Below are 24823 nucleotides of genomic sequence, written 5' to 3'. Positions count from 1 at the left end.
TAATTTATCATTCTATCTAAAATAAGGTCATATAAAAAGCGTGGACACTGTTGACCAGATTGGTAAAAGCATTCAACCAGAGTAAGGCAGACAGTCCATAGCGCTTCTTACGAAAAGCCTGTGCTCCAGTCAAAATACAGATCACACACAAAAAAGCTGTAAAAAATCCAAATATACTGCGCTCCATTAGACTTCCTTTCTATCTCGGTATTCGATGGTAAAATCATAGTCGTTTTTCTCATCTCGGGTGTAAGATTTGCTTGCTACTGTCTCAAAACGAGACAAGTCAAACTCCTCAGGGAAATAGGTATCTCCCTCCACCTGAGCATGAATCTGTGTCACGATGATTTCATCTAAATACGGCTCAAAAGCCTGAAAAATCTGTTTTCCGCCAATGATATAGAGATTTTTTTCCTGACTCTGATACCACGCTAAAACAGACTCCACATCTTGAAATACGAGCGCCCCATCTATGATTTCTTCGCTATTGCGCGTTAAAATCAAGGTTTGCCGTTTTGGAAGCAGACGACGTCCCATGCCATCAAAGGTCACTCGTCCCATCAGTATAGCATGATTTAAAGTTGTTTCCTTAAAATGTTGCAACTCTGCTGGCAAATGCCAAGGGAGACGATCTTCCTTCCCAATCACACCTTTTTCATCTTGGGCCCAAATGGCTATGATTTTCTTTGTCATGCTTCCGTCCTTTTTATTGATACTACTATTTTATCAAAATTCTCCCAAAAAGGCTGTTTTGAAACGCGCGCAAAAGAGAGAAAAGGAGCAGGCTAAATGAAGCCTGCTCCTCTCGTCCCTAGGACATATATTTTTTTGCTTCTGATTCGATTTTTTCGACCACTTCTTGGATACTTAGTCCAGTTGTGTCAAGGTAAACCGCATCCTCAGCCTGTTTGAGAGGTGAGGTTTCACGATGACTATCCTTGTAGTCACGCGCAGCAATCTCTTCTTTCAACGTTTCAAGGTCTGTTTCAATCCCTTTAGCAATATTTTCCTTGTAACGACGCTCTGCTCTTTCTTCAACAGAAGCCACTAAGAAAATCTTGAGTTCAGCTTGTGGTAAAACAACTGTCCCGATATCACGCCCATCCATGACGATACCACCTTGCTGAGCAATCTCTTGCTGGAGCGAAACCAGTTTCTCACGCACTTCAGGAATGGCAGCAATGCTTGAAACCTTGTTGGTCACTTCATTTTCACGAATCGGATGCGTAATATCAACATCCCCTACAAAAACAAGTTGCTCACCTGTTTCTGAACGACCAAAACTAATGGGGTGTTGGTTAAGAAGCTCAAGAAGTTGATCTACATTTCCTGCATCCAACTGGTGCTTAAGCGCTATATAAGTCGCAGCACGGTACATAGCACCCGTATCAAGATAAGTATAACCAAAATCCTTAGAGACAATCTTTGCGACCGTACTCTTACCACTCGAAGCTGGACCATCGATAGCAATTTGAATTGTCTTCATGACCGACTCCTATCTTGTCTTAATCACATCACCTGGGTTGGCAAACCAAGATCCAGATGACATATGAGAAGGATTTAGGGCTTCTAGCTGGGCAATGGAAATCCCTGCACGTTGAGCAAGAGCTGCTTCTCCCTCTCCAGGCTGTACTGTAAGTGTTCCTTCACCTTCTGTATGCTCTTCCGAACTGCTCTCTGAAGGTGTTGATTCAGAAGAAGCTGTTTCCTCTACCTTGCTACTTGAAGATGATGATGCTTCTACTTTAGAACTTGAACTTGTAGAAGGAGACGATGCATCATAGAAGTCCTTCAAAGATGAAGTACGATTGCTTCCTCCGGTTGATAGGTAAATCAATACAACTACCATTGCTACAACGATTACAAAGAAGAGGCTAGCTAGAACCGTCAAGACACGATTGGCAACAACGCCTTTCCCTTTTTGTTTCCGGTGTCGACGCTCTGATCTTGTTTCTTCCTCATTATTTTCGTAAATATCTTCTTGCCACGGTTCTTTTTCCATACCTTACTCCTTGTTTTTTTTACATTTTCTTATTACAATATAAATATGAAAGTCACACTTATACCCGAACGGTGCATCGCCTGCGGGCTTTGCCAAACCTATTCTGAACTCTTTGATTACCATGATAATGGAATCGTTCGATTTTACGATGATCCAGTTGAATTGCAAAGAGAAATCGCTGAGACCAGCGATGTTCTGGAGGCCATCAAAAATTGCCCTACACGTGCACTCCTAAAAGATCCATCGTAGGAAGCAGGGAATAAATATAATTGATTTTTTCTCATTTTTTCCCACACCTACTAGTTTAGCATATTTCTAGGTAAAATTATAGTCTTTTTTGGTTATTTTTTCCTTCAATAATAGAAAGGTCACTTTTTTCTTTGATGAGATAGAGTGGTCTTTTTTTGGTCTCTAGATAGATCTTACTGATATACTTACCGAGAATCCCAATCGTCAGGAGTTGAATCCCTCCAAGAAAGAGGATGACAGCCATCAAAGAGGTCCAACCAGATGTCGGATTTCCCAAGATAAGGGTCCGAAACACCACAAAAACAGTCATCACAAAAGAAATAAAACAAGATAGAAGTCCCGCTACAAAGGCTATACTCAAGGGAAAATCTGAAAAGTTGAGAATCCCTTCAATCGAGTAGAAAAAGAGCTGCCTAAAACTCCAACTGGTCTTGCCAGCCTGTCTTTCGACATTTGGATAGTCGAGATAGTGCGTTTTAAAACCCACCCAAGCAAAGAGGCCCTTAGAAAAACGATTGGACTCTGTCAAGGATAAAATAGCATCCACCACAGATCTTCTCATCATGCGAAAATCACGGACACCTGAGGGCAAGGCTACTGGGCTAATTTTTTGCATGAGGCGGTAAAAGACGTCAGCACAGAAACTGCGGAAAAAGGGTTCTCCCTCCCGACTAGTTCTCCGTGTCCCAACACAGTCCAAGTCTGCATTTTGGTCTAGTAAGGCTTTCATCTCAAGTAGCATACTAGGAGGATCCTGGAGGTCTGCATCCATCACGACCACCAGGTCTCCAGTTGCATGCTGCAAGCCTGCGTATAAGGCTGCCTCTTTCCCAAAATTTCGTGAGAATGAGACATAACGGACCGCAGGATTTTGTTCCCGATAGGCCTTCAAAAGCTCTAAGGTCCCATCGTTTGAGCCATCGTCTACAAAGACATATTCGACTTCTACTCCCAAGTCAGGAAGCAGAGCTTCCACAGACTGATAAAAAAGAGGAAGTACTTCCTCTTCGTTTAGACATGGGACAATGATTGAAATCATCATCTTAGTCTTCAAATCCATTTGGATGCTTGCTTTGCCAACGCCATGCGTCTTCACACATTTGGGTGATGTCGAGTTCTGCTTCCCATCCGAGCTCTGCTTTGGCTTTTGCTGGGTCTGAGTAGCAGGCAGCTATATCACCTGGGCGGCGTTCTACGATGCGGTAAGGAATAGGACGTCCCACTGCTTTTTCCATATTTTGGATAATTTCAAGAACGGAGTAACCTTTACCAGTTCCAAGGTTATAAATGTTTAGACCTGAACCTTTTTGGATTTTTTTCAAAGCTGCAACGTGACCTTTAGCTAAATCGACAACATGGATATAGTCACGAACCCCGGTTCCATCTTCTGTATCGTAATCATCTCCAAACACTTGTACTTGTTCTAGTTTGCCCACTGCTACTTGCGAAACATAAGGTAAGAGATTGTTTGGAATTCCATTTGGATTTTCTCCTAGGTCTCCACTTTCATGCGCTCCGATTGGATTAAAGTAACGAAGCAAGACCACATTCCATTCTGAGTCTGCCTTGTAGATATCCGTCAAAATTTCCTCTAGCATGAGCTTGGTACGACCGTATGGATTGGTCACTGAAAGTGGGAAATCTTCTAAGATTGGAACTGTATGAGGATCTCCGTAAACTGTCGCCGAAGAACTGAAGATGATGTTCTTACAGTTATTTTCTTCCATAGCTTTTAGAAGGCTGACAGTTCCAGCGATATTGTTGTCATAGTAGGCAAGAGGGATACGGGTTGATTCGCCAACAGCCTTCAAACCAGCAAAGTGAATCACACCAGTCGGTTCTTCCTGCTTGAAAATATCTCTGAGAGTATCAGTATCACGGATATCTGCCTCATAAAAAGGAATCTCAACTCCTGTGATTCTTTCAACAACTTCTAAACTTTTACGATTGCTATTGACAAGATTATCCACCACAACCACTTGATGACCTGCTTGGATCAACTCAATAACAGTGTGGGTTCCAATAAATCCGGCACCACCAGTTACCAAAATCTTTTCTTGCATCTTTTTTCCTCGATTCTCGGATTATTTTTTCTTATTTTATCATTTTTGATAGGGAATGTCATTTGCCATCCTAGAGGGTAGGCTAAAATTTCAGTAAAATTCTATTCTCTTTTTACTCGTTTGACATAGTTTGCAATTGGATAGGCTGCAGGGTCCAGGGTTAACTCCTTTTCTTGAGCTAGTTGGGCTAAGTGGTAACCAATGATAGGCCCAGTTGTGAGACCTGATGACCCTAGCCCACTAGCCGCATAGACACCTTCTAAGCCTGGGACTTGCCCAAAAAATGGGGAGAAGTCACTGGTATAGGCGCGGATTCCTACTCGCTCACCTCTTATAGTAGCTTCAGCCAAGGCTGGGTAGGATGGCAAGGCTGCTTCCTCCATTTGTTGCAGCAAGGTTTCATCTACCGTCAAGTCAAATCCCATATCATTTTCGTGGGTAGCGCCTAAGGACAATTCCCCACCTGCAAAAGGAATCAAATCCCACTCCCCTTCTGGCATGACAACAGGGTGAGATGCTAGGTCTTTGGAGAGCTGATAATCTCGTAGTTGTCCCTTTTGAGGACGAACATCGACTTCATATCCTAAAGGCTCCAAAATATGCCCCAACCAAGCTCCCGTTGCCAAAATAACTTGATCAAACACTTCTTCACCAATCTGGTAACCTGCTGCTAAAGGTGTCAGACTCACTTTTTCTTTGACCAGCTTGACTTGACTGGCTTCTAGCAAACGATTCACTAAGAGGTGGCCATCTACTCTCGCTCCACCAGAAGCATAGAGCAGGCGGTCAAATCCTCGCAGACCAGGAAAGTAGTTATTAGCAGATGCTTGGTCCAGAATAGCTAACCGGCCTATCAAGGGAGATTCTTCCCTACGCTGGAGGGCTAGTTCATAGAGTTCTTCTAGCTTGGATTCGTCCTTTTTCAAGAGAAAAACTCCTGAGCGTTGGTAAAAGTCGATTTCCTGACCAGACTTTTCTAAATCAGCCAACAAACCCACATAAAAGTCAGCTCCCAAGCGCGCAATCTTGTACCAGGCTTTATTTCGGCGTTTGGAAAACCAAGGACTGATAATTCCCGCTGCCGCCTTGGTTGCTTGACCCTGTCCATGGTCAAAAACGGTCACCTCTAAATCTGCTTCTTTGGAGAGGTAGTAGGCAGCAGTTGCCCCTACAATCCCTGCTCCAATAATGGCAACTTTTTTCATTGTCTTCACTTCCTAACTAGATATGGTGGAAAGGATTGGTCGATGCTTGGCTAGGTATGATATCAATGGTCCAATCCTTTTCTGCCTTCCATTGATTAAGGAGGTCAGCAATTTTTTCGACAAAAAGAATTTCGATATAGTGGCCCGGGTCCAGCGCCAACAAGCCATCTGACAACATATCCTGTGCTGTATGGTAGTAGATATCACCGGTAATATAGACATCTGCCCCCTTTGCCAAAGCATCAGGATAGAAAGACTGACCACTACCACCGCAAATGGCCACTCTTGAAATGGGCTTCTGCAAATCACTCTCTTGATAATGCACCATTCGAAGACTATCTAGGCCAAAGACTTGTTTGACATGCTGGGCCAATTCCCCAAATGTCTGAGGCTGAATATTCCCAATCCGTCCAATCCCACGTTCTGAGCCAGTTTCCTGCAGATAAGTCGTCTCCTCAATGCCTAGCATCTGGCAGAACCAGTCATTTAACCCGTTATCAACAATGTCAATATTGGTATGGCTGACATAAACTGCGATGTCATGCTTGATCAGGTCGATGTAAATCTGATTTTGCGGACGGTTGGCTACCAAGTCCTTGATGGGACGAAAGATAGGCGCGTGCTTAACGATAATCAAATCCACACCCTTTTCAATGGCCTCTGCCACCGTCTCTTCTCGAATATCGAGGGCAACCATGACCCTTTGGATATCCTTGTCTAGAGTACCGATTTGCAGGCCACGACTGTCTCCCTCCATGGAAAATTCCTGAGGGCAAAAGGTTTCATAGCGTTTAATGACTTCACTTGCTAGCATGGAGTACCTCCTTGATGGCTTGAATTTTATCTACTAAAACTTGACGTTCTTCCATATTTTTTTCTGGAATTTGATCAAGGGCAAACTCTAACTTAGCTGCTTCTTTTTGCCACTTTTGAACGAAGACTGGGTTGGTTTCTTTGGACAAGAAGGGACCAAAGCGAACATCACTGGCTGATAGCTTCATTTGTCCCGCTTCTACAACTAGAATTTCATAAAACTTGCCTGCTTCTTCTAGGATGCTTTCTGCCACAATCTGAAAACCATTGTCTTGCAACCAAATGCGCAAGTCGTCTTCACGATTATTGGGTTGGAGGATTAAACGCTCTACATTAGCCAGCTTGTCCAAGCCTTCTTGCAATATGGTCGCAATCAAACGGCCACCCATACCAGCAATGGTGATAATAGAAACTTGGTCAGCCTCTTCAAATGCCGCTAAGCCATTGGCTAAACGGACTTGGATTTTCTCCTTTAGACCGTGAGCCTCAACATTTTTAACCGCAGACTGGTAAGGACCTTCCACCACTTCCCCTGCAATGGCGCTTTTGATTTGGCCTCTCTCAACCAAGTCAATCGGCAGATAAGCATGGTCACTCCCTACATCTAGTAAAATGGCACCTTGTGGCACAAAGGACGCTACCAATTCTAATCTCTTTGAAATCATCTTCTCTCACTTTCCAAAACTCTGTTACCTCTTATTATACCATATTTCAGCTAGCAATCTTGCACCTAAAAAGACCACAATCCACAGATTGCAGTCTTTCTTTATTTTCTAGCTTGGTAACGACTGGTTAGAATGAAAAGCACCGTAAATACCAGCATCATGGCCCCATAAACAGGTAACGTTTGTCCAGTTAAGGTCGAAATTTCAAGCAGTTTCTGGATTCTTGGGAAGAGAGCTGTGGCTAGGAAGCCTCCTACTGACCAAACAATCAAGAGGACACGCCAGAGGGTAAATGGCATGCAGGCTCTAAATACGGATAAGAAACCGATAGACCCAAGGAGATAATAAAGTAGGGTTGAGATTTCTAACTCTGACCAACCTTGACTACTTCCAAGTATTTTGACAAAGAGAACGCTGAAGACGACCATGAGAGCACTTGGTAGGGCACGAAGCATGGATCTTCTGAGGAAATTTGGTTCAACAGGTTTGATATTTCGCTCAAAAGTCAGAACGAATGGTGGGAAACCTTCCACGAATTGGTCGATCATGGTAATCTGGATTGGAATGAAGGGGAAAATCAAAATCCACTCAGACCGTCCTAGAAGAGCACTGGCGATACAGATGACAGCGAGCAAGAAGGAATAGATTGTCTTTATCAAGAAAATCGGTGCAATATGGGCAATGTTATTGACCACACGACGACCTTCAAAGAGAATCTCAGGAACATCATTAAAGTCAGAGTTCAAGAGAACCAGATTAGCAATCTGACGAGTCGCAGGATCTCCTTCAGCCATAACGATAGAACAATCTGCTTCGCGGAGAGCTAGGATATCATTGACACCATCCCCTGTCATAGCCGTTGTATGCCCTGCTTTTTTCAGGGTTTGGATGATGAGTTTCTTTTGATGAGGGGAAACACGACCAAAAATTGCTGTCTCTTCAGCCATAGCAACCAATTCCTCATCCGTTATTTTTGAACAGTCTACATAGCTGTGATAGTCGGCAAAACCAGCTTTCTGGGCAATGCTGGATACAGTGACCGGATTGTCACCAGAGATAATCTTGAGACCCACTTCCTGGGAACGGAGATAGTCTAGTGTCTCAGCTGCTCCTTCTCGAATGGGGTCCAAGATTTCCAGCAAGGCCAGGGCTTGAATGTCAGACGGTTTCTGTGGTTTGTGATAGTCTAGTTTTTCCTGACTGAGGGCTAAGACCAAGACACGTGACCCTCTCTCCAAGGCCTCTCTGGCTTCTGGAACTTCAGAGTCCAGCAACATCTCAGGTGCACCTAAGAAAACTGTCCCCAAGCCTTCCAATTCCATAGCTCCCCACTTGCGGTCGCTTGAGAAAGGAAGATTCGAGATCGCAGGATAGGCAACCTGTCCTTGGAAACGCTGGCGAATGGCTTGAGCTGTTGGATTTTTATCCTCACTATGAGCGATATAGCTAGTCAAAATTCTGGCAATAGCCTCATCACCATAAGTTTCCGTCAGAGGAAGAACAGCCTCCACCTGCATCTTTCCTTGGGTGATGGTGCCTGTCTTGTCCAGACAGAGCATATCCACGCGCGCCAAGGTTTCGACAGAGTACATCTCCTGCACCAAGACCTTTTTCAAGCCCAGCTTGATCACCGCAGTCAAGAGCGAAGTTATGGTCAAAAGGGCGATTCCCTTGGGCAACATACCCAAAAGGGCTGTTGACGAATTTACAACAGATGACTTGAGGGGTAAGCCTTTTAAAATCAAGGCTTCTAACAAGAGAGCTAGACCAAAGGGAATGATAATCTTCCCAGTAAAACCAGCTAGCTTGTCCAGCGATTTCATGATACGGGAATTGATCGGTTTCACAGTCTTAGCTTCCAGCATGAGTTTGGAAGCATAGTTGTCTGCCCCGACATGGTGAACTTGAGCCAAAACTGCGCCACTGGCTAGGAAACTCCCTGATAAAAGCAAGGCATCCACTTCTTTTTGCACCAAATCACTCTCACCCGTCAACATGGCTTCATTGACTTCCGCAAATCCTTCTAAAACCCGCGCATCACTAGGAATCTGCTCTCCAGCAGACAAACGAATGACATCTCCTAGGACCAATTCTTCCGGATCGAGAGCAACTTCTTGACCATCACGAATGGTTTTGACCTTTTCCTTAGTCATGAGATTGAGCTTGTCCACCATGTGTTTAGCCCGCAGCTCGGTCACAATCCCAGAAAAAGCGTTAAAGCAGATAACGGCAAAGAAGACCAGATTGCTCCAAGCCTGCACAAAGGCAAGCGCTAGGGCAATAACAAAGTTTAATGCGTTAAAAAGTGTAAAAACATTTCGTTTGAAGATTTGCCAAGTACTGGTACTGGCCGACGCGGTAAAGTCATTGACCAAACCTTGAGCCTGTCTTTCCTTGACTTCTCTTTGGGTTAATCCCATAATCTTATTTTTATCCATAAGTTCTATCATATCATTTTTTTTTAAAGAATTCTAATCCAATCTAAAACTGTTGGCTGATAACTGAAAAAGTTTGCCAGTAGTCTTTTGATAAGGTATAATAATAAAAGCAATACAATCGAAGGAGATCTCATGTTTTATACTTATTTGCGTGGACTAGTCATGCTGATCTTGTGGTCCATCAATGGCAATGCCCACTATCACAATACTGATAAAATCCCTAGCCGAGACGAAAACTATATCCTCGTCGCTCCTCACCGTACCTGGTGGGATCCTGTTTACATGGCCTTTGCGACCAAGCCAAAACAGTTCATCTTTATGGCCAAAAAAGAACTGTTTAACAACCGTATCTTTGGCTGGTGGATCCGTATGTGTGGCGCCTTTCCTATCGACCGAGAAAAACCTAATGCCTCTGCCATCAAGTACCCTATCAACGTCCTCAAAAAAAGCGACCGCTCTCTCATCATGTTTCCAAGTGGGAGCCGTCACTCAAATGATGTCAAGGGTGGAGTAGCCTTGATTGCTAAAATGGCTAAGGTTCGTATCATGCCGGTTACCTACACCGGTCCCATGACCTTGAAAGGCTTGATTAGCCGTGAACGTGTGGATATGAACTTTGGAAATCCTATCGATATCTCAGACATTAAGAAAATGAATGATGAAGGGATTGAAATGGTTGCAGACCGTATCCAAGCAGAATTCCAACGTTTGGACGAAGAAACCAAGCAATGGCACAATGATCAAAAACCAAACCCACTCTGGTGGTTTGTCCGCATCCCTGCCCTTATCCTTGCAGTGTTTGTTGGTATCCTAACGATTATCTTTAGCTTTATCGCAAGCTTTATCTGGAATCCAGATAAGAAGAGAGAGACTCTTGGTTAAAAAATACAATTATCCCTTAGCTTTTGCCAAGGGATATTTCTTTTATTCGATTTTCCACTTTTGGGCCAACCAGTTGGAAAAGGCTAGAAATCGCTCAGCCACTTGCTCATGATGCCCATAAGGATCAAAAACAAACTGCCCAGTCAGATAACGTTTCTGAAGACTGGTATGGATCTGCTCAGCATAGGCTGGTGCTTGACCCAAGCGATTGGTATGATGGGCTCCTTCTGTTTGACCATTCTGTAAATACAACAAACAGTCCAAATTTTTCACCTTTTCATCCCTGCAATAAGTCGTAAAATCAGGGTACCAAAAGGAACCACAGATAGAGAAGATACAGGAGACCTTATCAAAATGGAAAAGACTGTATACAGCCGCCAAACCACCTAGTGAGTAACCCCCATAAGCAAGGCGATTTTTGTCCAGACGATAAAGCGACTGCAGCTTGTCTAAAAGACTACCAAATAAATGATCATGATAGGCATTTGCCTGACCCCCAAAATCCAGAGCCCCATCTCTCAGAGCAGCTGCCTTCCATGGAGTGTAGTCATCTAGGCGATTTTTAGAGGTCAAGCCCACTAAAATCACAGATTCTGAAAGGGAAGATAGAAAATCCAAGTTTCCATCATTCAAGAGAACAGCTGGATAGGTTTGGTTGGGATCATAAGTCGAAGGAAGGCTGACCTTGACTTGGATCCCTTCCCAGTCAAACTCATTATTTATTGATAAAGTCATTGATTTTCTCAAGGGAATCAATCACTGCTGGACCATAGTCCATTAACTCATCGTAAGAAATGGTCATGATTTTTTGATTCTTAATAGCAGGAACATTTTCCAAAACTTCATTTGCCTTCATCAACTCTACTGCGTTAGCATCCAATTTTTTATTGCGGTCGCTGGTTACATAGATAATCAACTCAGGATCCATTGACACGAGATTTTCCAAGGTCAATCCTGATGTTCCCGTTGCAACGTTGGTATAACCAAGTTGATTCAACAAACTTTCTTGCAAAGCAGACTTGTAAGCACCGAAGGTTTCGTCGTTATATGCAACCATAATCAAAGCCTTTTTCTTCTCACCTTGGCTTTCTGGGTTTGCTTTCTTAACAGCGTCAATTTTAGCTTGTAATTGAGCTGCGTATTCGTTAGCCTTGTCCTGAACATTAAAAATCATTCCCAGATTTTTGACATCTTCTACAATATTCCCCAAATCTTGCTGAATCGTTGAGAGAGAAGCTTTTTGCGTATAGACTGGGATTTTATTTTCATTCCAAGTGCTAACTGTCCCCAAGGATTTTTCAGAAAACATCATGTTTCGACCCATCACAGCATCTGGCTCATAAGAAAGGACTGTCTCTTGTGAGACTGTTTTTTTATCCCCAATTTGAGGAATCGTCGCAATCGCATCCTTGTATTTGTCAGTCACGGCATTATCAGGGTTAAGCATGCCAGCAATTTTATCCTTCAAGCCTAACTCCAATAAGATTTCAGTGGTTGAAAGATTGTTGGTGATAACTTTTTCAGGTGCCTTATCAAAGACTTGTTCGACTTCATTTCCCTTAGCATCATAGGTTTTGACCGTAAGTGGATAAGTCGTCTCTGTGCTGGCCTTTTGACTTGTTTCTGTACTAGACTGTGTGGTAGTTTTTTCTGTAGTAGTATTGCCACAAGCTGTCATAGTTAGGGTAGCTACTGTTACGAGTAAAATGCTTAGTGTTTTTTTCATCTTGTTTTCCTTTTCTTTCTTATAAATAGTGAATCATGGCTTGCTGATCCTCGGTCCAAGTAACCTGACTTTGAACTCCGTATACAGTTTGCAATGACTCAGGGGTGATGGTCTCCTTTGGAATACCTTGGTAAAGGATTTCCCCCTCCTTCATCAGATAGAGATAATCCGAATAGCGACAAGCAAGTTGAATGTCATGTAGGACAGCTAGAACATTGACCTTGAGATTCTTCACAATGGCCAACAAGTCTAACTGGTACTTGATATCCAGGTGATTGGTAGGTTCGTCCAGGAGCAAGAGAGTCGGTTCTTGCGCCAAGGCGCGGGCTAATAAGACTCGTTGTTTCTCCCCCCCTGACAGAGACGAATAGAGACGAGTTTTCTTCTCAAGCATATCCACCTTGACGAGAGCATCTTGAACGAGGGCATAATCTCTTTCCTTTTCCTTCTGTAAAAAAGACAGGTGGGGCGTTCTTCCCAGCAAGACAATTTCCTCAACTGTACAATCAAACTGCAATTGATTAAACTGGGTTACAACTGCCATTTGCTTGGCTGTTTCTTTGAGTGACCAATGCTCCAGTGGCTTTTCATCTAGTCTTATCAAGCCTTTGTCCGCCTTTTCCTGACGATAGAGAAGTTTAAGCAGGCTGGTCTTTCCACTTCCATTTGGTCCTAGTATCGTGTGAAATTGATGCCCCTCAACCTTAAGAGAAACTCCTTTGAGGATTTTTTTCTCTCCTAGTCCAAAGTGGACATCCTGACAAATCAAGTCCATATCAGGCCCTCACCTCCCTTCGCCTACCTCCAACAATGTAGATAAAGAAGGGAGCACCTACCAAGGCTGTGAAAATACCAATCGGCAACTCAGCGTTTGGAATGATGATACGGGAGAGTACATCTGCCCAGATGACAAAGAGGGCACCCAGCAAGGTCGCAACAGGAAAAAGTCTCCTGTAATTCGTTCCTACTAACCCTCGAGCTAAGTGAGGAGTAATCAGACCAACAAATCCAATAATCCCACAAGTTGCCACCAAGACAGCTGTCAGCACAGCCACCACGGTCACGTAAAGATACCAATAGAAGCGTAAGGGAATTCCCAAAGTTAAAGCAGCCTCATCTCCCATCATCATCGCATTAAAAACACGATACTGAGTAGAGAAAAATAGAAAGGCCATTCCTACTACTATAGTTGGCAGGACTAAGTCAGACCAGGTAGTCCCGGCAAGCGAGCCCATGGTCCAAAACTTAATGGTCATCACACTGTCCGCATTAGCGCCAACTGAGATAATAAAGTTGGAAAATGCCAGAAAGAGAGCATTGACAACCGTTCCTGATAAGATCAGACTGGAAGTCGTCATCCTGCCCTGCATAGAGGCAATGATAAGGACAGCAATTGTTGCCAAAATAGCTCCTAAAAAAGCTCCAAGGCTAATCACCAATTTTAAACCAAGAATGATGCTTAAGGTTGCTCCTAGAGTTGCACCCGCAGAGATTCCTAAGACATAAGGCTCTGCGATGGGATTGTTCACTGTAGACTGCATCACGCTACCACACATAGAAAGACCAGCCCCTACTATCAGACCCAGCAACACTCGGGGGAATCTCATGTTCCATACAATGGCAAGAGTGGACTTGGAAACCTCTCCTATCTCAAGAGGAAAACCCAACCTGCTCAAAATAATCCGATAGGTATCGCCTAAATTAATCGCAACGGATCCCATAGAAACTGCTAGAAAGAGGGAAATCCCTAAAACAGCTAGCAAAATACCTAAAAGTAACAAAAATTGCAGGTCCCGTCGGCTTCCAGAAAATTTGGAAAGCATGCAAACCTCCTTTGATAGAATCTTAAAAATTTAGAAAATTCTCATGAAAAGTATACCATATTTCTATTAGATGAACAAGGATGGAAATATATATAGAAAAAGCCCTCTGAAATCTGAGAGCTGATTTGAACTAGAGCCAGAATCCTAGTGAAACAAAAAAATCTACACGATCAGAAAAGTCTCTATCGTGCCATTTTCATACATGATGTATAGTCCAAGTAGAATGAATACTATGGGCACAATGATTCGCTCGTATTTTTCAATTGTCTCGAATATTAACGGAATAGAGGATAACATCCGACTAATCTCGCAAAAGATAATTATGCCGATTACAAACACAAGCAACGCCACGAGGGTCTGTGACCAATCTAACGAAGCAAAATAAGGTATATAGATACCTAAATTATCTCCGCCAGACGCAATTGTCAGCAATGTAACTGTCCAAAACAGTTGATTTGCCTTGCTTTGTTCTAATCTTTCAATAATTTCTTCCTCTTCTTCCTCACCTTCTCCAACAATTGCAAAGCGAATCCCTAAATAGATAGGGATTAAACCAAGCAATCCAACCATCCATTCTTCAGGCACGAAATTAACGACATAAGCAGCAACTAAACTCGCCCCTACAAGTAAGCCTGTTCCTAGATATTGCCCCGCATAAATATGCCATTTCTGTTTATTCTGTGATAGCTGTGCAAATAAAATAATTAAAATAATTAAATAATCGATACTGGTGGAAATATAAACACCAATAGCAGATATGATTGTCTGTCCCATAAAAACCTCCTGTATTAGTTAGTAATAAATCAGCAGATTTTAGGAGAGCACAGACACATTAATTTTGCTATCGCTAGTGGGTAATGTCGAACGTAGGAAAGCATTTTACTCCTCCTCAAAACGTAGTTACAAAGTAATTTCTAACTGGAATTCGGTGACTACTTCCATGTAAAGTATAACATACTATACTTTACTTCGTAAAGTGTGGGCTCTCCGAGGGGGCTTGCAGACAGCTACTCGACTTTTCAAGCCGAGTAGCTGCGCACCTTTATGGTGTAATTAGCTGATACCATTTGAGTTTTTGTAGTCTCCAAAATTGTGACCGATAAAACACGAAGAAGTGGAAACTCTTGCTGAATTGAGGATTTTGTAGTCTCCAAAATTGTGACCGATAAAACACGAAGAAGTGGAAACTCTTGCTGAATTGAGGTTTTTGTAGTCTCCAAAATTGTGACCGATAAAACCACCTAGCGGTGATAAAATCGAGAAGGTTGGTTTTTGTAGTCTCCAAAATTGTGACCGATAAAACGCAGTTCGGCGTTCAAACAAATTAAACTGTGTTTTTGTAGTCTCCAAAATTGTGACCGATAAAACTCAGTTCGGCGTTCAAACAAATTAAACTGTGTTTTTGTAGTCTCCAATATTGTGACCGATAAAACGCAGTTCGGCGTTCAAACAAATTAAACTGTGTTTTTGTAGTCTCCAATATTGTGACCGATAAAACGCAGTTCGGCGTTCAAACAAATTAAACAGTGTTTTTGTAGTCTCCAAAATTGTGACCGATAAAACTCTAAACAGTTTGTGGCAGATAACCGAAGAGTTTTTGTAGTCTCCAAAATTGTGACCGATAAAACTACGGAAACCATGTATACACTAGCGACTATGTTTTTATAGTCTCCAAAATTGTGACCGATACAACCCTTCGCCCTATCACCATCGAGTATGAATCGTTTGTGTAGTCTCCAAAATTGTGACCTATAACACCCTTCGACATATATCCATCTAGTTTGTAGAGTTTTTGTAGTCTCCAATATTGTGACCGATAAAACTCTAAGCAGTTTGTGGGAGATAAACTGAGAGTTTTTGTAGTCTCCAAAATTGTGACCGATAAAACCCTTCGCCCTATCACCATCGAGTTTGAAGCGTTTTTGTAGTCTCCAAAATTGTGACCGATAAAACAATGTTGGAGCTGCAACAGCCAAGATCATTGTTTTTGTAGTCTCCAAAATTGTGACCGATAAAACTACGGAAACCATGTATACACTAGCGACTATGTTTTTATAGTCTCCAAAATTGTGACCGATAAAACTCAATTCGGCTTTATAAAATGATAATCTGTGTTTTTGTAGTCTCCAAAATTGTGACCGATAAAACTACGGAAACCATGTATACACTAGCGACTATGTTTTTATAGTCTCCAAAATTGTGACCGATAAAACTCAATGCGCTTCGAGGTACTGAGAATGATTGTTTTTATAGTCTCCAAAATTGTGACCGATAAAACCTCAATAAAAAAGCCCTCTGAATATCAGAGAGCTGATTTGAGCTTGGGCTAAAATCCTAGTGAAAAAGATAAAACTCCTTGTGTTCATCGAACACTGTGTCCTTTCCCTATTTTCATACTGATTTTTAACGCCCTTAGCATCATGATTCTTGCTGGATAAAACGTTTATAGACTAAGCGGCAAGCCGAAGATTGTACAAAAATGTTAGTGAAACAAAAAATCTCCCCGAAGGGAGATGATCTGGTTTATTTTACCTTACAGTGCTAGGAACCGTAACCGAAGATTATACTTGAGTATATCGAGGTAAGGTGACAACGCAATGTAAGTGGAAAATAAAGCAGATTAGCGACGAAGTCCTAGAGAGTTGATCAACTCACGGTAACGGTTAACGTCGTTTTTACGCAAGTATGCAAGCAAGTTACGACGGCGACCGATTTTCTTCATCAATCCACGGTAAGTAGCGTGGTCTTTTTTGTGTTGTTTGATGTGTTCGTTAAGGTGGTTGATTTCCCAAGTAAGGACAGCAACTTGAACCTCTACTGAACCTGTATCACCTTCGTGACGTGCATATTGTGCGATGATTTCATTTTTTTTCTCTTTTGAGATTGCCATGATGTTTCTCCTTTTTATTTGGCTTCATCCGAGTGACAGGTTGGCATGCCTGTAACCAAGAAGAAGTTATTTGTCTTTACGACAGTTCTTATTCTACCAAGAAGCAGAGACTTTGTCAACTGATTTACTGTTCAAGACCGTGAATTACTCTACTGATTTCAGGGCTTCGAGCATATCTACCTTTCTTACAATCAAGTCACTCCTTACTATCATTATAACGCTTTTTCAACTAGTTGAAAACTAGGAGCAAACACAAGAAAGCCTAGGAATTCCTAGGCTTTCTGTTTATAGATTATTTTCCAAGGTAGTATTCAGAAACTACATTCAATTTTTCGTCGAATTCGAATACCAATGGTGGGAAGTTAGGGATTTCCACGTCCATGATTTCGTCGTCTGACAAGCGTTTGATGTGTTTTACAAGGGCACGGATTGAGTTACCGTGAGCTCCTACGAATACGTTTTTACCATCTTTAAGTGCTGGAGCGATTTTGTCTTCCCAGAATGGAAGGGCACGTTCCAAAGTCACTTTCAAGTTTTCAGCATCTGGGATAACTGAGTCGTCAAGTGAAGCGTAACGACGGTCAGTGTGAGCTGAATGCTCATCATCACGGTCCATGTTTGGAGGCAATACATCGTATGAACGACGCCAGATGTGAACTTGCTCATCACCAAATTGTTCAGCAGCTTCAGCCTTGTTTTTACCAGTCAAACCACCGTAGTGACGTTCGTTCAAGCGCCATGATTTTTCAACTGGAACCCACAATTGGTCAGAAGCTTCAAGAGCCAAGTTTGTTGTTTTGATCGCACGTTTCAATACTGAAGTGTAAGCTTGGTCAAATTCGATACCAGCTTCTTTGATCAATTTACCAGCGTCAATCGCTTGTTGTGTACCTTTTTCAGACAAATCAACATCAGCCCAACCAGTGAAAAGGTTAGCTTTGTTCCATTCAGACTCACCGTGGCGAGCAAAAACCAATTTTACCATTAGATGGATTCTCCTTTTATTTTTCGAGGTTGTCCTCGTTTATCTATTCTATTTTACACAATTTTTCACAAAAAAGCTAGTTAAAATCAACTACAAAGAGAAGAGTCTCAACATGACTCTTCTCTCAGCAATCTACTTTTAAAAATTGTTTTTGAAACACAAAAACAACCCTTCCTAGGGTTGTTTTCACTAGACTATCAGACAAGTCCATAGACTTCTTTCAAAAATTTAGAAAAAGAAACAGCTCCTTTAATGATTAGCAATCCACCTATCCACTCGGTCGCTGAAAGAAAGCCCAGCACGCCACCAATGATAAATAAAATAGATGGCAGCATTCGAAGTTGTTGATCCTCTTCGAAATAGATTAGCATAAAGGTTCCTAATGCAATCATCAAAATCTTAAAAAATGTCAGGAGCAGGGAAAAGGCAACCGTGACAACCAGCATTTTTGAAGGCTCTTTATAGATGATGGCCCCAGTATAGGATAGCAAAAATCGTAGAACAGGTCCCAAAAGCAAGGTTATACCTGCCAGCATGCCCAGTCTCCAATTGAGTCGAACCAATCTATCTCTCTCCATAAAAACCTCCTTCTATCGTAGCTATCATTCTACCATATTTGCTCCAGAAACAAAAGACCTTCTCCGTCACAAACAAATCGCCTACCAGCTTTCAGACATCCGAACATAAAAAGAGAAGATCTGTCGATCCTCCCTTTTCATTTTCCAACCCTTATTTCTTAAAAATAGAGGTTCTGAAGTCGTTTGTTTGGTCAAGATAAGCTTTAAAGATTGCTCTCTTCAACTTATGAACTGCACTGTCAATCTCTGGCTTATAGTCACTCCAACGAGGAGCCACTGCATCCTGTAGCACAGCTTGGTCCATAAGGGCCTGCAATTCACTCACACGATTGATGGTCTTGGTCGCATAGCTTGGCCATGGTTTTGTCGGATCTTTAAAGGTCACTTGTTTCAAGTTTTCAAACTGATCCACACGTTCTTTATACATGGCTTTCTTAAAGGCAGCCCAAGATGCATACTTGCCTTCAAATACCTTGTCCAATACAAGATCATCTGTCACCAATCCGCGTTCTTTACCATAGAGATTGATGGTTTTACCTTTTTGTTTGGCAGCTTCTTCATATTGGTTGGAGATATAAGGTACCATTCCATCCTTAAAGCCTTTGGCAGCCAAAAGTTCGTAAGCAATCCTACGCCCCATAAGGTCCCCTGGCGTGCCTTTCTCACTACTGAGAGCTGAAAAGATTGGGGCAAAGAGTTTAATGGTATAGTAGCCATTTCGTTCATAGTCGCCAGTCTGGTACTCACGAGATGATAAGATGTTGTGGTCAATCAAACTTTCAAAACTATTCAAGTTTTGGGCCTCTGCTTCTGTCAATTCTTTGACTACGTTAGTGGCGTAAACCTCATTTCCATCTGCTGGATCTTTCACATACTTGTTCTCAATTTTTCTGAGAGCCGCCATTTTCTGGTAAACATTCAGTTTGTTGACGATTGATTGTCCTTCGAGATATTCTAGCATGTAGATAATGTCAAACATGTTGTGGACATAGTTCTGAAGATCTGCTGCGTTTTGGAATCTCTCTGTCGGATCTAAGACTTGCAGACGGGAGCCTTCTGTACTATCTGATTTTGAGTGTTTCAAGATAGAATTGATGGTAATGGTTGCGTCACTTGGTTGGTCAGGCGCTTGCAATAAACCTTTTGCAAAGAACTCTGGTCCCAAGCCGCTTCTTCGACCATAGCCGCCAAGGTAAATATCCTGATCCGAATCATGGGTCATCTCATGGGTATATGTAATGGCTCCATCCTTGTCCAGCATACGGTAAGACATATAGTAGACGCCATCCCCTGTAGCGTAGGCTCCATGCTGGTTGTGAACTACCTTATTGCCAACTGGTCCAAAGAAATTCTTCATGGCTGGATTGGAACTATCAAACTTAGCCTCCAATGTAGCTTTTCCTGAGGTTGTGTCATCACCAAACTTATAAGCATCATAAATCAAGATGGTACGATAGAGTTTTTCACGTGATTGTTCATCTAAAATACGATACCAATAATCGTAGTGATCTCGCTGGCGTTTGGCTGTTTCACGCGCATTTTCTTCAACAAAATCATTGAGATTCTTGCCCGCTTTATGCTCACTATTGCGGTAGCGATCATAGGCTCCAAATCCTAGGCTAGACATGGTCGAGATGACAAAGACTGATTTTTCTGGCAAGGTTAGGAGAGGCAAGACCATATTGCGGTATTTCCATGTGGCACTTGTGATGCGATCATAAACACCGATAGAATACTTGGTGCCAACTAGTCCTTGTTTCGCTTTTACCTCTTTGATAGTGGATTTTTCTTCGACGATGTAGGCCTTAGTCTCTGATTTAAACCAGTCATTGTTGCTTTTCTCTGGTAGAAAGACTTTTCGGTAATGTTCTAAAGTGCTAAACAAATCTGTCGTTCCATGTTGACTGGCAAGACTGATACCATAAGTATCGACATTATTCTTAGCTAGAAGGTTGTTAAAGCCAGATTTACCCAACTCAATCAGAGTATCTAGTGGTGAAGCATTCCCCTTACCAAAGAAGTCCAGATGGTACAGAACCAGGTCTTTGACGTTTACTTGACCGTAGCTGAAGTTATACCAACGCTCCAGATAGGTCAAACCAAGTAGCAAGGCTTCCTTGTTGCGTTTGATTTTATCTACAAGATAGCCCTTGGTAACTGGGTTGTCACCAGCAAGTCCAGCATCCGCTGACAAGAGTTTCTTCAAACTATCTTCCAGATGTTCCTTTGTTTTGGCGAACTGATCTTCTAGGTAGAGCTCAGTCTGCTCGACTTTTGGAGAAATACCGAGTGTCTTTCTGATTGTTTCTGAGCGGTAGTCAACCTTTTGTAAGTCATGTAAGACTTGTTTGATGATAGAGCTTTGGTCATACAGGAATTGGTTTGGTGTATAGAGAAGACCCGTATTTCCTAGACTATATTCCGCTAATTTGGCGAAATCAGCCTGGTACTGGAGATTGAGCTTCTCAGATGAATGGTCCTTGTAGTGAAGCAAGAGTTTGTTTGCAGTCTGTTTGTTAGAAATAATATCTGTGATGACTTGGTCATCCTTCATCATGACTGCTGACAAGAGTTCTTTTTGATATAAAAGACTGTTCTCATTGACCAGATTTCCGTATTTGACGATGGTTGCCTTGTTGTAGAAAGGTAGCAATTTTTCAATATTTTTATAAGCCAAGGCGCGCTTAGCTTGATAATGAGCCACCTTAGAAAAATCACTGTCTTTTTTGCCACTTGTTGAGAGGGGCTCCACTGTTGGTAGAGTGAGAGGATTAATGGCTACTTTTTTGCTTTCGATTTGAGAAGCATCTAGCATTGTTCCTCTTTCTTCAAAGGATTCCTTGCTGACGACCTCATCCTTGACTAAGGTGACATTGTAGACTCTGTTGGCCTTACTGCTAAATGTGTCCTTCACCTTCATTTCATTATAGTGGTAACCGGTAATGGCATTCCCGTTGGTTACATTGACATCACTGAGAACATTGGTCAATCTTCCAGCATGCTGTTCCTCATTAGTTTTTCGATCCCACAAATAGCCTGCTACTCCCGCGACTCTACCAAAGTGCTTGGCATTGTTAATATCGCCTTCAGCATAGCTATCTTGGATTTGTGCATCCTGATCTACTAGACCTGCAAGACCACCCACTGTCTGATCTGAACTATTTGTGTTGGACGAAATGGCTACTGTCGCTTTTGACTTAGTAAGTAAAGCCTTGTCACCTGTCAAATGACCGACCAGACCACCGATATTATAGGCAGCAGTCGTCTCATACGTGTTGATAATTCTTCCCTTGAAACTGCTCTCTGTGATGCTTGATTGATCAGCCTTAGCCAGCAAACCACCGATACCACGTTCACCTGCTAGAACACCATCGACATGAACTTGTTTAATCTTTGTGCCATTCCGAGCTTCATAGGCCAGTGAACCGATGTCATCTTTCCCTGAAATGGAGACATTTTTTAGGCTCAGCTTTTCTACTGTGGCGCCATTCAAAGTTTCAAACAGTGGTTTTTTCAAGTTGTAAATAGCATACTGCTTGCCATCTTTTTCACCGATCAACTGACCAGTAAAGATGCCCTTGATGTAGGATTTAGCTTCAGGCTCCAACTCCACTTCGTTGGCATTCAAACTAGCTGCTAAATGATAGGTTCCAGAGAGATTCTGGTTGATAGCTTTGACTAGGTTGCTAAAGGAAGTAAAGGTTGTCGTTTCCTCTCTAGCTTTCTTAGCTAGGTAGAAGGTGAAATTATCAACATATTTATTTTCTAGCTCTTGCTGGAGTTTCTCAGCCTTGGCTGTGATTTTATAAACTGGCTGACCATCTTTCGTTTCTGCCGTTATTGAAGTGACTGGTAGATAGACATCTTTAAACGACGAAGATTTAACCTTGACAAAGTAAGTGTCTGGATTACTTGGGACACCGTCTAAAGAAACGTGTTGTTTGTAAGTACCATTGGTCTGACTATACAACTCCAGATCCGAAACGTTTCTTAGCTCAAGCGTCTTCTCTGGGTCTTTTTCTTTTGGTTTTTCTGTCGGAGTTTCCGGTTTTACTTGCTCGGTATTGCCAGTATATTCTGGAAGAGGAGCGACTTGTTCCGGTTCAACGATGGCTCCTGCTTGCTCACCTTTATATTCTGGTAAGGAAGATTGAGTCTCAGGTTCAACAATGGCACCTGATTGAGTGCCTGTATACTCTGGTTTTTCAGCTGTTTCAGGAGCTACAATCGCTCCAGCTTGAGTTCCTGTATACTCTTGTGTCGATGGTACCTTTTCAGGCTCTACGATTGCTCCAGACTGCTCACCTGTATAGGCTGGTTTGTCAGTCGTTTCTGGTTCCACCAAAGCCCCAGACTGGACACCCCCAACCTCTGGCTCAACTTTTTCCGGTTCAACGATGGCACCAGCTTGAGTTCCCTGATACTCAGGTAGTGGAGCGACTTGCTCGGGTTCAACGACTGCTCTTGCTTGGGTGCCTGTATATTCTGGTCTTTCAGCTGTTTCTGGGGCTACAACCGCTCCCGCTTGCTCGCCTGTATATTCTGGTAATGGAGCCTGAGTCTCAGGCTCTCCTTTTCTTGCAGACTGAGGTGCTTCACTCGGAGCAACTGCCTTCTTAGTCCCTTTCTCTACTATACGTGGCAATGCTTCTTCTACTTTAGTTGAGAGAACTTCCCTAGAAATTTCTTGGTTTTCAACCGTGAAAATGCGAACAAGCTCAATCTTCTTCCCAGCACGACCTTCTTGTTTGACATGGATGGTTCCCTCTGCTAGATCTGGATTTTCTTGAACCACTTCTGGAACATCTAGTTTAGTTTCAATTTCTTGCTCTTTGTATCGGAGTTCTGGTTTGTTCACGCGACCAGCCAAGACTTCATCCTGAGGATCCACACTCGCAAGACCAGACGGATTTTGATTGGATGAATCTTGAGAAGGGATTGGTTTTTCAGCAGGGAGTGTAGGAGATGGAGCTTTCTGCTCATCTCCTGCCCTTTGCCCACCTTCGTTTGCTTGGAAATGAGGTTGAACAGTATAGTCAAGTTTCTGATCCCTAGCAGCAGTTTCTAGCAGACTAGCGTCCTTGTCTTGCTTAATATAGCCTAGGTAGGTATAACCCGATAAGGCGCGTGGCAAGGGCAGACTATCTCCTTGGGATAATTGGTATTCCTGATTATACTGGAGTAAAAGTTGATTTTCGATAGCCTGAACTGAAGAAGCCAAACCACTGCTCATCCCCGTTACCAAAATCACATTCAAGAGAGCTTTCTTTTTGCCTTTCTTTTTCGATACAACAAAAATAAGAAGGCCAATCGAAGCCAAGGCTCCACCAGTTAAAACACTAGTAAGGCTATTCTGCCCACCTGTATTGGGCAACTGACCTAGTTGGGCTTTCTCATCCATACGGTAGACTAGATAATAGGTGCTCTCACTATCTTCCGCAATTTTAGGAATGTCCTTTACAATCAAGTCCTTCTCTTGACTACTTAGCTCTGTATCCGTCACATATTTGTAGTGAACAGCTGCATTTTCTTGAGCAAATACGGTTCCACTACTCGCAATGGACACAAAAAATAGGCTTGAAATCGAAGCTGATACAAGTCCAATTGCTAATTTTCGTAAGGAGAAACGATGCTGCTTCTCTCCAAAAAACTTTTTCATTCTAAATCCTCTCAACTTTTACCTTCTATCAAGAAAATAACTAGCATTATATTTTGATATAGGTATTTCACATCCACCATTATACTATAAAAATACTTCCTTGTCTCAAATAAATGCTTTAGATTTCACGAATGTCAAAGCTTATTTATCCTGTAAAATTTATCTGTCGTTGATGACAAAAAAGAAGGCTAAGCGCCTTCTCTTCTTTAAAAATATTCCTAACAAAAAGTCATTATTCTTGAATCTCGAACTTTTTCAAAAGTCCAAAATAGAGGGATCCACCAATGATTGTCAGAATTCCTCCTACCCATCCCAAGAATGGGATCAATCCAACAGAACCACCTACGATAAACAAAACAGACGGTGCAGGGGTCACACGTTCATCGTCCTTGTAATAGACAATAGACACAATTCCTAAAACCAAGACAGCAATTTTTACCAATGCCAAAATGATTGAAAAAATCGTCAATATACCAACTGTTGCATCCGAGTCCTCCGTCGCCGCAGCAGCCCCAACAGCTATCATAAACATAACAAGAGGTGCCAACAGTAAGACGATACCTGAAATAAGACCAAAAATCGCATTTACGCGAGCAAGTGCTTTTGTTTTCATCCGAATCTCCTTAAAAAATTTTTACAACTATCATTTTATCACATTTTCATGAAAAACAAAAGAAATTTCAAAACGAGTATACTAGATGGTGAATGATTTCCAATTTCTAAACAGACATTTAGAGTAAAAAATAGGTCATGTATCAGATTGTTTGTAAATTCATTCGTTTTTGTACTAAGCAAGCCATTCACCTAAAAAAAAAAGAAGATCACTTGGATCTTCTTTTTTCGTG

Annotated in this window: 22 protein-coding genes and 1 CRISPR repeat array; of the genes, 2 read left to right on the top strand and 20 right to left on the bottom strand. The window is 42.2% G+C overall.

The features are described from left to right. Positions 1–16 precede the first annotated feature (16 nt). From AB2B49_RS03415 to AB2B49_RS03400, 4 genes are all read right to left on the bottom strand, one after another. On the bottom strand, positions 17–187 hold the full coding sequence (locus AB2B49_RS03415; RefSeq protein ID WP_000442252.1) for a hypothetical protein: 171 nt from the start codon (positions 185–187) through the stop codon (positions 17–19). Then, the gene (locus AB2B49_RS03410) at positions 187–693 is read right to left on the bottom strand and encodes a dihydrofolate reductase (protein ID WP_084940539.1); all 507 of its coding nucleotides are present in this window, start codon (positions 691–693) and stop codon (positions 187–189) included. Before AB2B49_RS03410 ends, AB2B49_RS03415 begins: the two co-directional genes overlap by 1 nt. 118 nt (positions 694–811) lie before the next feature. Further along, positions 812–1486: a (d)CMP kinase gene (gene cmk, locus AB2B49_RS03405; RefSeq protein ID WP_049505287.1), complete on the bottom strand. Its 675-nt coding sequence runs from the start codon at positions 1484–1486 to the stop codon at positions 812–814. A gap of 9 nt (positions 1487–1495) precedes the next feature. Further along, positions 1496–2002: an SAG1386/EF1546 family surface-associated protein gene (locus AB2B49_RS03400; protein WP_049505286.1), complete on the bottom strand. Its 507-nt coding sequence runs from the start codon at positions 2000–2002 to the stop codon at positions 1496–1498. A 45-nt stretch (positions 2003–2047) separates the two neighbouring features. On the opposite strand from AB2B49_RS03400, the gene AB2B49_RS03395 reads away from it, so the two are divergent. After that, complete coding sequence (locus tag AB2B49_RS03395) at positions 2048–2251, top strand: ferredoxin (RefSeq protein WP_002874767.1); 204 nt, start codon at positions 2048–2050, stop codon at positions 2249–2251. Between the two features lie 76 nt (positions 2252–2327). On the opposite strand, the gene AB2B49_RS03390 is transcribed toward AB2B49_RS03395, so the two are convergent. The 6 genes from AB2B49_RS03390 to AB2B49_RS03365 all read right to left on the bottom strand — a co-directional run bounded on the left by AB2B49_RS03390 (position 2328) and on the right by AB2B49_RS03365 (position 9435). Beyond that, positions 2328–3293, bottom strand: a complete 966-nt coding sequence (locus AB2B49_RS03390) for a glycosyltransferase family 2 protein (protein ID WP_320691918.1) — start codon at positions 3291–3293, stop codon at positions 2328–2330. Between the two features lies 1 nt (position 3294). Continuing rightward, positions 3295–4314 carry a UDP-glucose 4-epimerase GalE gene (gene galE, locus AB2B49_RS03385; protein ID WP_084881695.1) on the bottom strand — a complete coding sequence of 340 codons (1020 nt, stop codon included), beginning with the start codon at positions 4312–4314 and terminating at the stop codon, positions 3295–3297. A 101-nt stretch (positions 4315–4415) separates the two neighbouring features. Beyond that, a complete protein-coding gene (locus tag AB2B49_RS03380) occupies positions 4416–5519 on the bottom strand; it encodes an NAD(P)/FAD-dependent oxidoreductase (RefSeq protein ID WP_185756278.1) in 1104 nt (367 codons plus the stop codon). Positions 5520–5535: 16 nt separating this feature from the next. Then, entirely contained in the window at positions 5536–6333 is a 798-nt protein-coding gene (locus AB2B49_RS03375) for a Nif3-like dinuclear metal center hexameric protein (protein ID WP_320691917.1), read from the bottom strand. Next, a complete protein-coding gene (locus tag AB2B49_RS03370; protein ID WP_076984717.1) occupies positions 6320–6997 on the bottom strand; it encodes a tRNA (adenine(22)-N(1))-methyltransferase in 678 nt (225 codons plus the stop codon). The genes AB2B49_RS03375 and AB2B49_RS03370 overlap by 14 nt, the downstream gene beginning before the upstream one ends. A gap of 101 nt (positions 6998–7098) precedes the next feature. Continuing rightward, on the bottom strand, positions 7099–9435 hold the full coding sequence (locus AB2B49_RS03365) for a cation-translocating P-type ATPase (protein ID WP_320691916.1): 2337 nt from the start codon (positions 9433–9435) through the stop codon (positions 7099–7101). A 132-nt stretch (positions 9436–9567) separates the two neighbouring features. On the opposite strand from AB2B49_RS03365, the gene AB2B49_RS03360 reads away from it, so the two are divergent. Next, positions 9568–10317 (top strand): lysophospholipid acyltransferase family protein, encoded by a 750-nt coding sequence (locus AB2B49_RS03360; RefSeq protein WP_000500178.1) that lies wholly within the window; start codon positions 9568–9570, stop codon positions 10315–10317. A 42-nt stretch (positions 10318–10359) separates the two neighbouring features. Here AB2B49_RS03360 and AB2B49_RS03355 read toward each other — a convergent pair whose 3' ends face one another. The 10 genes from AB2B49_RS03355 to AB2B49_RS03310 all read right to left on the bottom strand — a co-directional run bounded on the left by AB2B49_RS03355 (position 10360) and on the right by AB2B49_RS03310 (position 24591). Next, positions 10360–11052, bottom strand: a complete 693-nt coding sequence (locus AB2B49_RS03355; RefSeq protein WP_049505281.1) for an alpha/beta hydrolase-fold protein — start codon at positions 11050–11052, stop codon at positions 10360–10362. Next, positions 11033–12043, bottom strand: coding sequence for an ABC transporter substrate-binding protein (locus AB2B49_RS03350; protein WP_254733871.1), 1011 nt, complete (start codon positions 12041–12043; stop codon positions 11033–11035). Before AB2B49_RS03350 ends, AB2B49_RS03355 begins: the two co-directional genes overlap by 20 nt. 19 nt (positions 12044–12062) lie before the next feature. Next, the gene (locus AB2B49_RS03345; RefSeq protein WP_049505280.1) at positions 12063–12818 is read right to left on the bottom strand and encodes an ABC transporter ATP-binding protein; all 756 of its coding nucleotides are present in this window, start codon (positions 12816–12818) and stop codon (positions 12063–12065) included. Position 12819: 1 nt separating this feature from the next. Then, positions 12820–13866 (bottom strand): FecCD family ABC transporter permease, encoded by a 1047-nt coding sequence (locus tag AB2B49_RS03340; RefSeq protein ID WP_071851230.1) that lies wholly within the window; start codon positions 13864–13866, stop codon positions 12820–12822. A gap of 162 nt (positions 13867–14028) precedes the next feature. Beyond that, positions 14029–14640: a CadD family cadmium resistance transporter gene (locus AB2B49_RS03335; protein WP_000531728.1), complete on the bottom strand. Its 612-nt coding sequence runs from the start codon at positions 14638–14640 to the stop codon at positions 14029–14031. Positions 14641–14937: 297 nt separating this feature from the next. Beyond that, a CRISPR array of direct repeats spans positions 14938–16144; the repeat unit is 35 nt; unit sequence GTTTTTGTAGTCTCCAAAATTGTGACCGATAAAAC. 342 nt (positions 16145–16486) lie between these two features. Continuing rightward, positions 16487–16756 (bottom strand): 30S ribosomal protein S15, encoded by a 270-nt coding sequence (gene rpsO, locus AB2B49_RS03330; protein ID WP_001018251.1) that lies wholly within the window; start codon positions 16754–16756, stop codon positions 16487–16489. Positions 16757–17048: 292 nt separating this feature from the next. Beyond that, the gene (locus AB2B49_RS03325) at positions 17049–17741 is read right to left on the bottom strand and encodes a phosphoglycerate mutase (RefSeq protein ID WP_000240130.1); all 693 of its coding nucleotides are present in this window, start codon (positions 17739–17741) and stop codon (positions 17049–17051) included. Between the two features lie 197 nt (positions 17742–17938). After that, positions 17939–18319: a hypothetical protein gene (locus tag AB2B49_RS03320; protein WP_071851232.1), complete on the bottom strand. Its 381-nt coding sequence runs from the start codon at positions 18317–18319 to the stop codon at positions 17939–17941. A 151-nt stretch (positions 18320–18470) separates the two neighbouring features. After that, entirely contained in the window at positions 18471–23978 is a 5508-nt protein-coding gene (locus tag AB2B49_RS03315) for a ZmpA/ZmpB/ZmpC family metallo-endopeptidase (protein ID WP_049505277.1), read from the bottom strand. Between the two features lie 232 nt (positions 23979–24210). Next, entirely contained in the window at positions 24211–24591 is a 381-nt protein-coding gene (locus tag AB2B49_RS03310; protein ID WP_000849881.1) for a hypothetical protein, read from the bottom strand. Positions 24592–24823 lie beyond the last annotated feature (232 nt).

This window comes from Streptococcus jiangnanensis (genome assembly GCF_040888325.1).
GTDB lineage: Bacteria > Bacillota > Bacilli > Lactobacillales > Streptococcaceae > Streptococcus > Streptococcus jiangnanensis.
The sequence above is the reverse complement of the archived record's forward strand: the minus strand, read 5'-3'. Positions and strand labels throughout refer to the sequence as shown.

Coding starts and splice junctions, on each gene's coding strand:
- AB2B49_RS03415 (WP_000442252.1), bottom strand. CDS start 187: ATGGAGCGCAGTATATTTGGATTTTTTACAGCTTTTTTGTGTGTGATC.
- AB2B49_RS03410 (WP_084940539.1), bottom strand. CDS start 693: ATGACAAAGAAAATCATAGCCATTTGGGCCCAAGATGAAAAAGGTGTG.
- cmk (WP_049505287.1), bottom strand. CDS start 1,486: ATGAAGACAATTCAAATTGCTATCGATGGTCCAGCTTCGAGTGGTAAG.
- AB2B49_RS03400 (WP_049505286.1), bottom strand. CDS start 2,002: ATGGAAAAAGAACCGTGGCAAGAAGATATTTACGAAAATAATGAGGAA.
- AB2B49_RS03395 (WP_002874767.1), top strand. CDS start 2,048: ATGAAAGTCACACTTATACCCGAACGGTGCATCGCCTGCGGGCTTTGC.
- AB2B49_RS03390 (WP_320691918.1), bottom strand. CDS start 3,293: ATGATGATTTCAATCATTGTCCCATGTCTAAACGAAGAGGAAGTACTT.
- galE (WP_084881695.1), bottom strand. CDS start 4,314: ATGCAAGAAAAGATTTTGGTAACTGGTGGTGCCGGATTTATTGGAACC.
- AB2B49_RS03380 (WP_185756278.1), bottom strand. CDS start 5,519: ATGAAAAAAGTTGCCATTATTGGAGCAGGGATTGTAGGGGCAACTGCT.
- AB2B49_RS03375 (WP_320691917.1), bottom strand. CDS start 6,333: ATGCTAGCAAGTGAAGTCATTAAACGCTATGAAACCTTTTGCCCTCAG.
- AB2B49_RS03370 (WP_076984717.1), bottom strand. CDS start 6,997: ATGATTTCAAAGAGATTAGAATTGGTAGCGTCCTTTGTGCCACAAGGT.
- AB2B49_RS03365 (WP_320691916.1), bottom strand. CDS start 9,435: ATGGATAAAAATAAGATTATGGGATTAACCCAAAGAGAAGTCAAGGAA.
- AB2B49_RS03360 (WP_000500178.1), top strand. CDS start 9,568: ATGTTTTATACTTATTTGCGTGGACTAGTCATGCTGATCTTGTGGTCC.
- AB2B49_RS03355 (WP_049505281.1), bottom strand. CDS start 11,052: ATGACTTTATCAATAAATAATGAGTTTGACTGGGAAGGGATCCAAGTC.
- AB2B49_RS03350 (WP_254733871.1), bottom strand. CDS start 12,043: ATGAAAAAAACACTAAGCATTTTACTCGTAACAGTAGCTACCCTAACT.
- AB2B49_RS03345 (WP_049505280.1), bottom strand. CDS start 12,818: ATGGACTTGATTTGTCAGGATGTCCACTTTGGACTAGGAGAGAAAAAA.
- AB2B49_RS03340 (WP_071851230.1), bottom strand. CDS start 13,866: ATGCTTTCCAAATTTTCTGGAAGCCGACGGGACCTGCAATTTTTGTTA.
- AB2B49_RS03335 (WP_000531728.1), bottom strand. CDS start 14,640: ATGGGACAGACAATCATATCTGCTATTGGTGTTTATATTTCCACCAGT.
- rpsO (WP_001018251.1), bottom strand. CDS start 16,756: ATGGCAATCTCAAAAGAGAAAAAAAATGAAATCATCGCACAATATGCA.
- AB2B49_RS03325 (WP_000240130.1), bottom strand. CDS start 17,741: ATGGTAAAATTGGTTTTTGCTCGCCACGGTGAGTCTGAATGGAACAAA.
- AB2B49_RS03320 (WP_071851232.1), bottom strand. CDS start 18,319: ATGGAGAGAGATAGATTGGTTCGACTCAATTGGAGACTGGGCATGCTG.
- AB2B49_RS03315 (WP_049505277.1), bottom strand. CDS start 23,978: ATGAAAAAGTTTTTTGGAGAGAAGCAGCATCGTTTCTCCTTACGAAAA.
- AB2B49_RS03310 (WP_000849881.1), bottom strand. CDS start 24,591: ATGAAAACAAAAGCACTTGCTCGCGTAAATGCGATTTTTGGTCTTATT.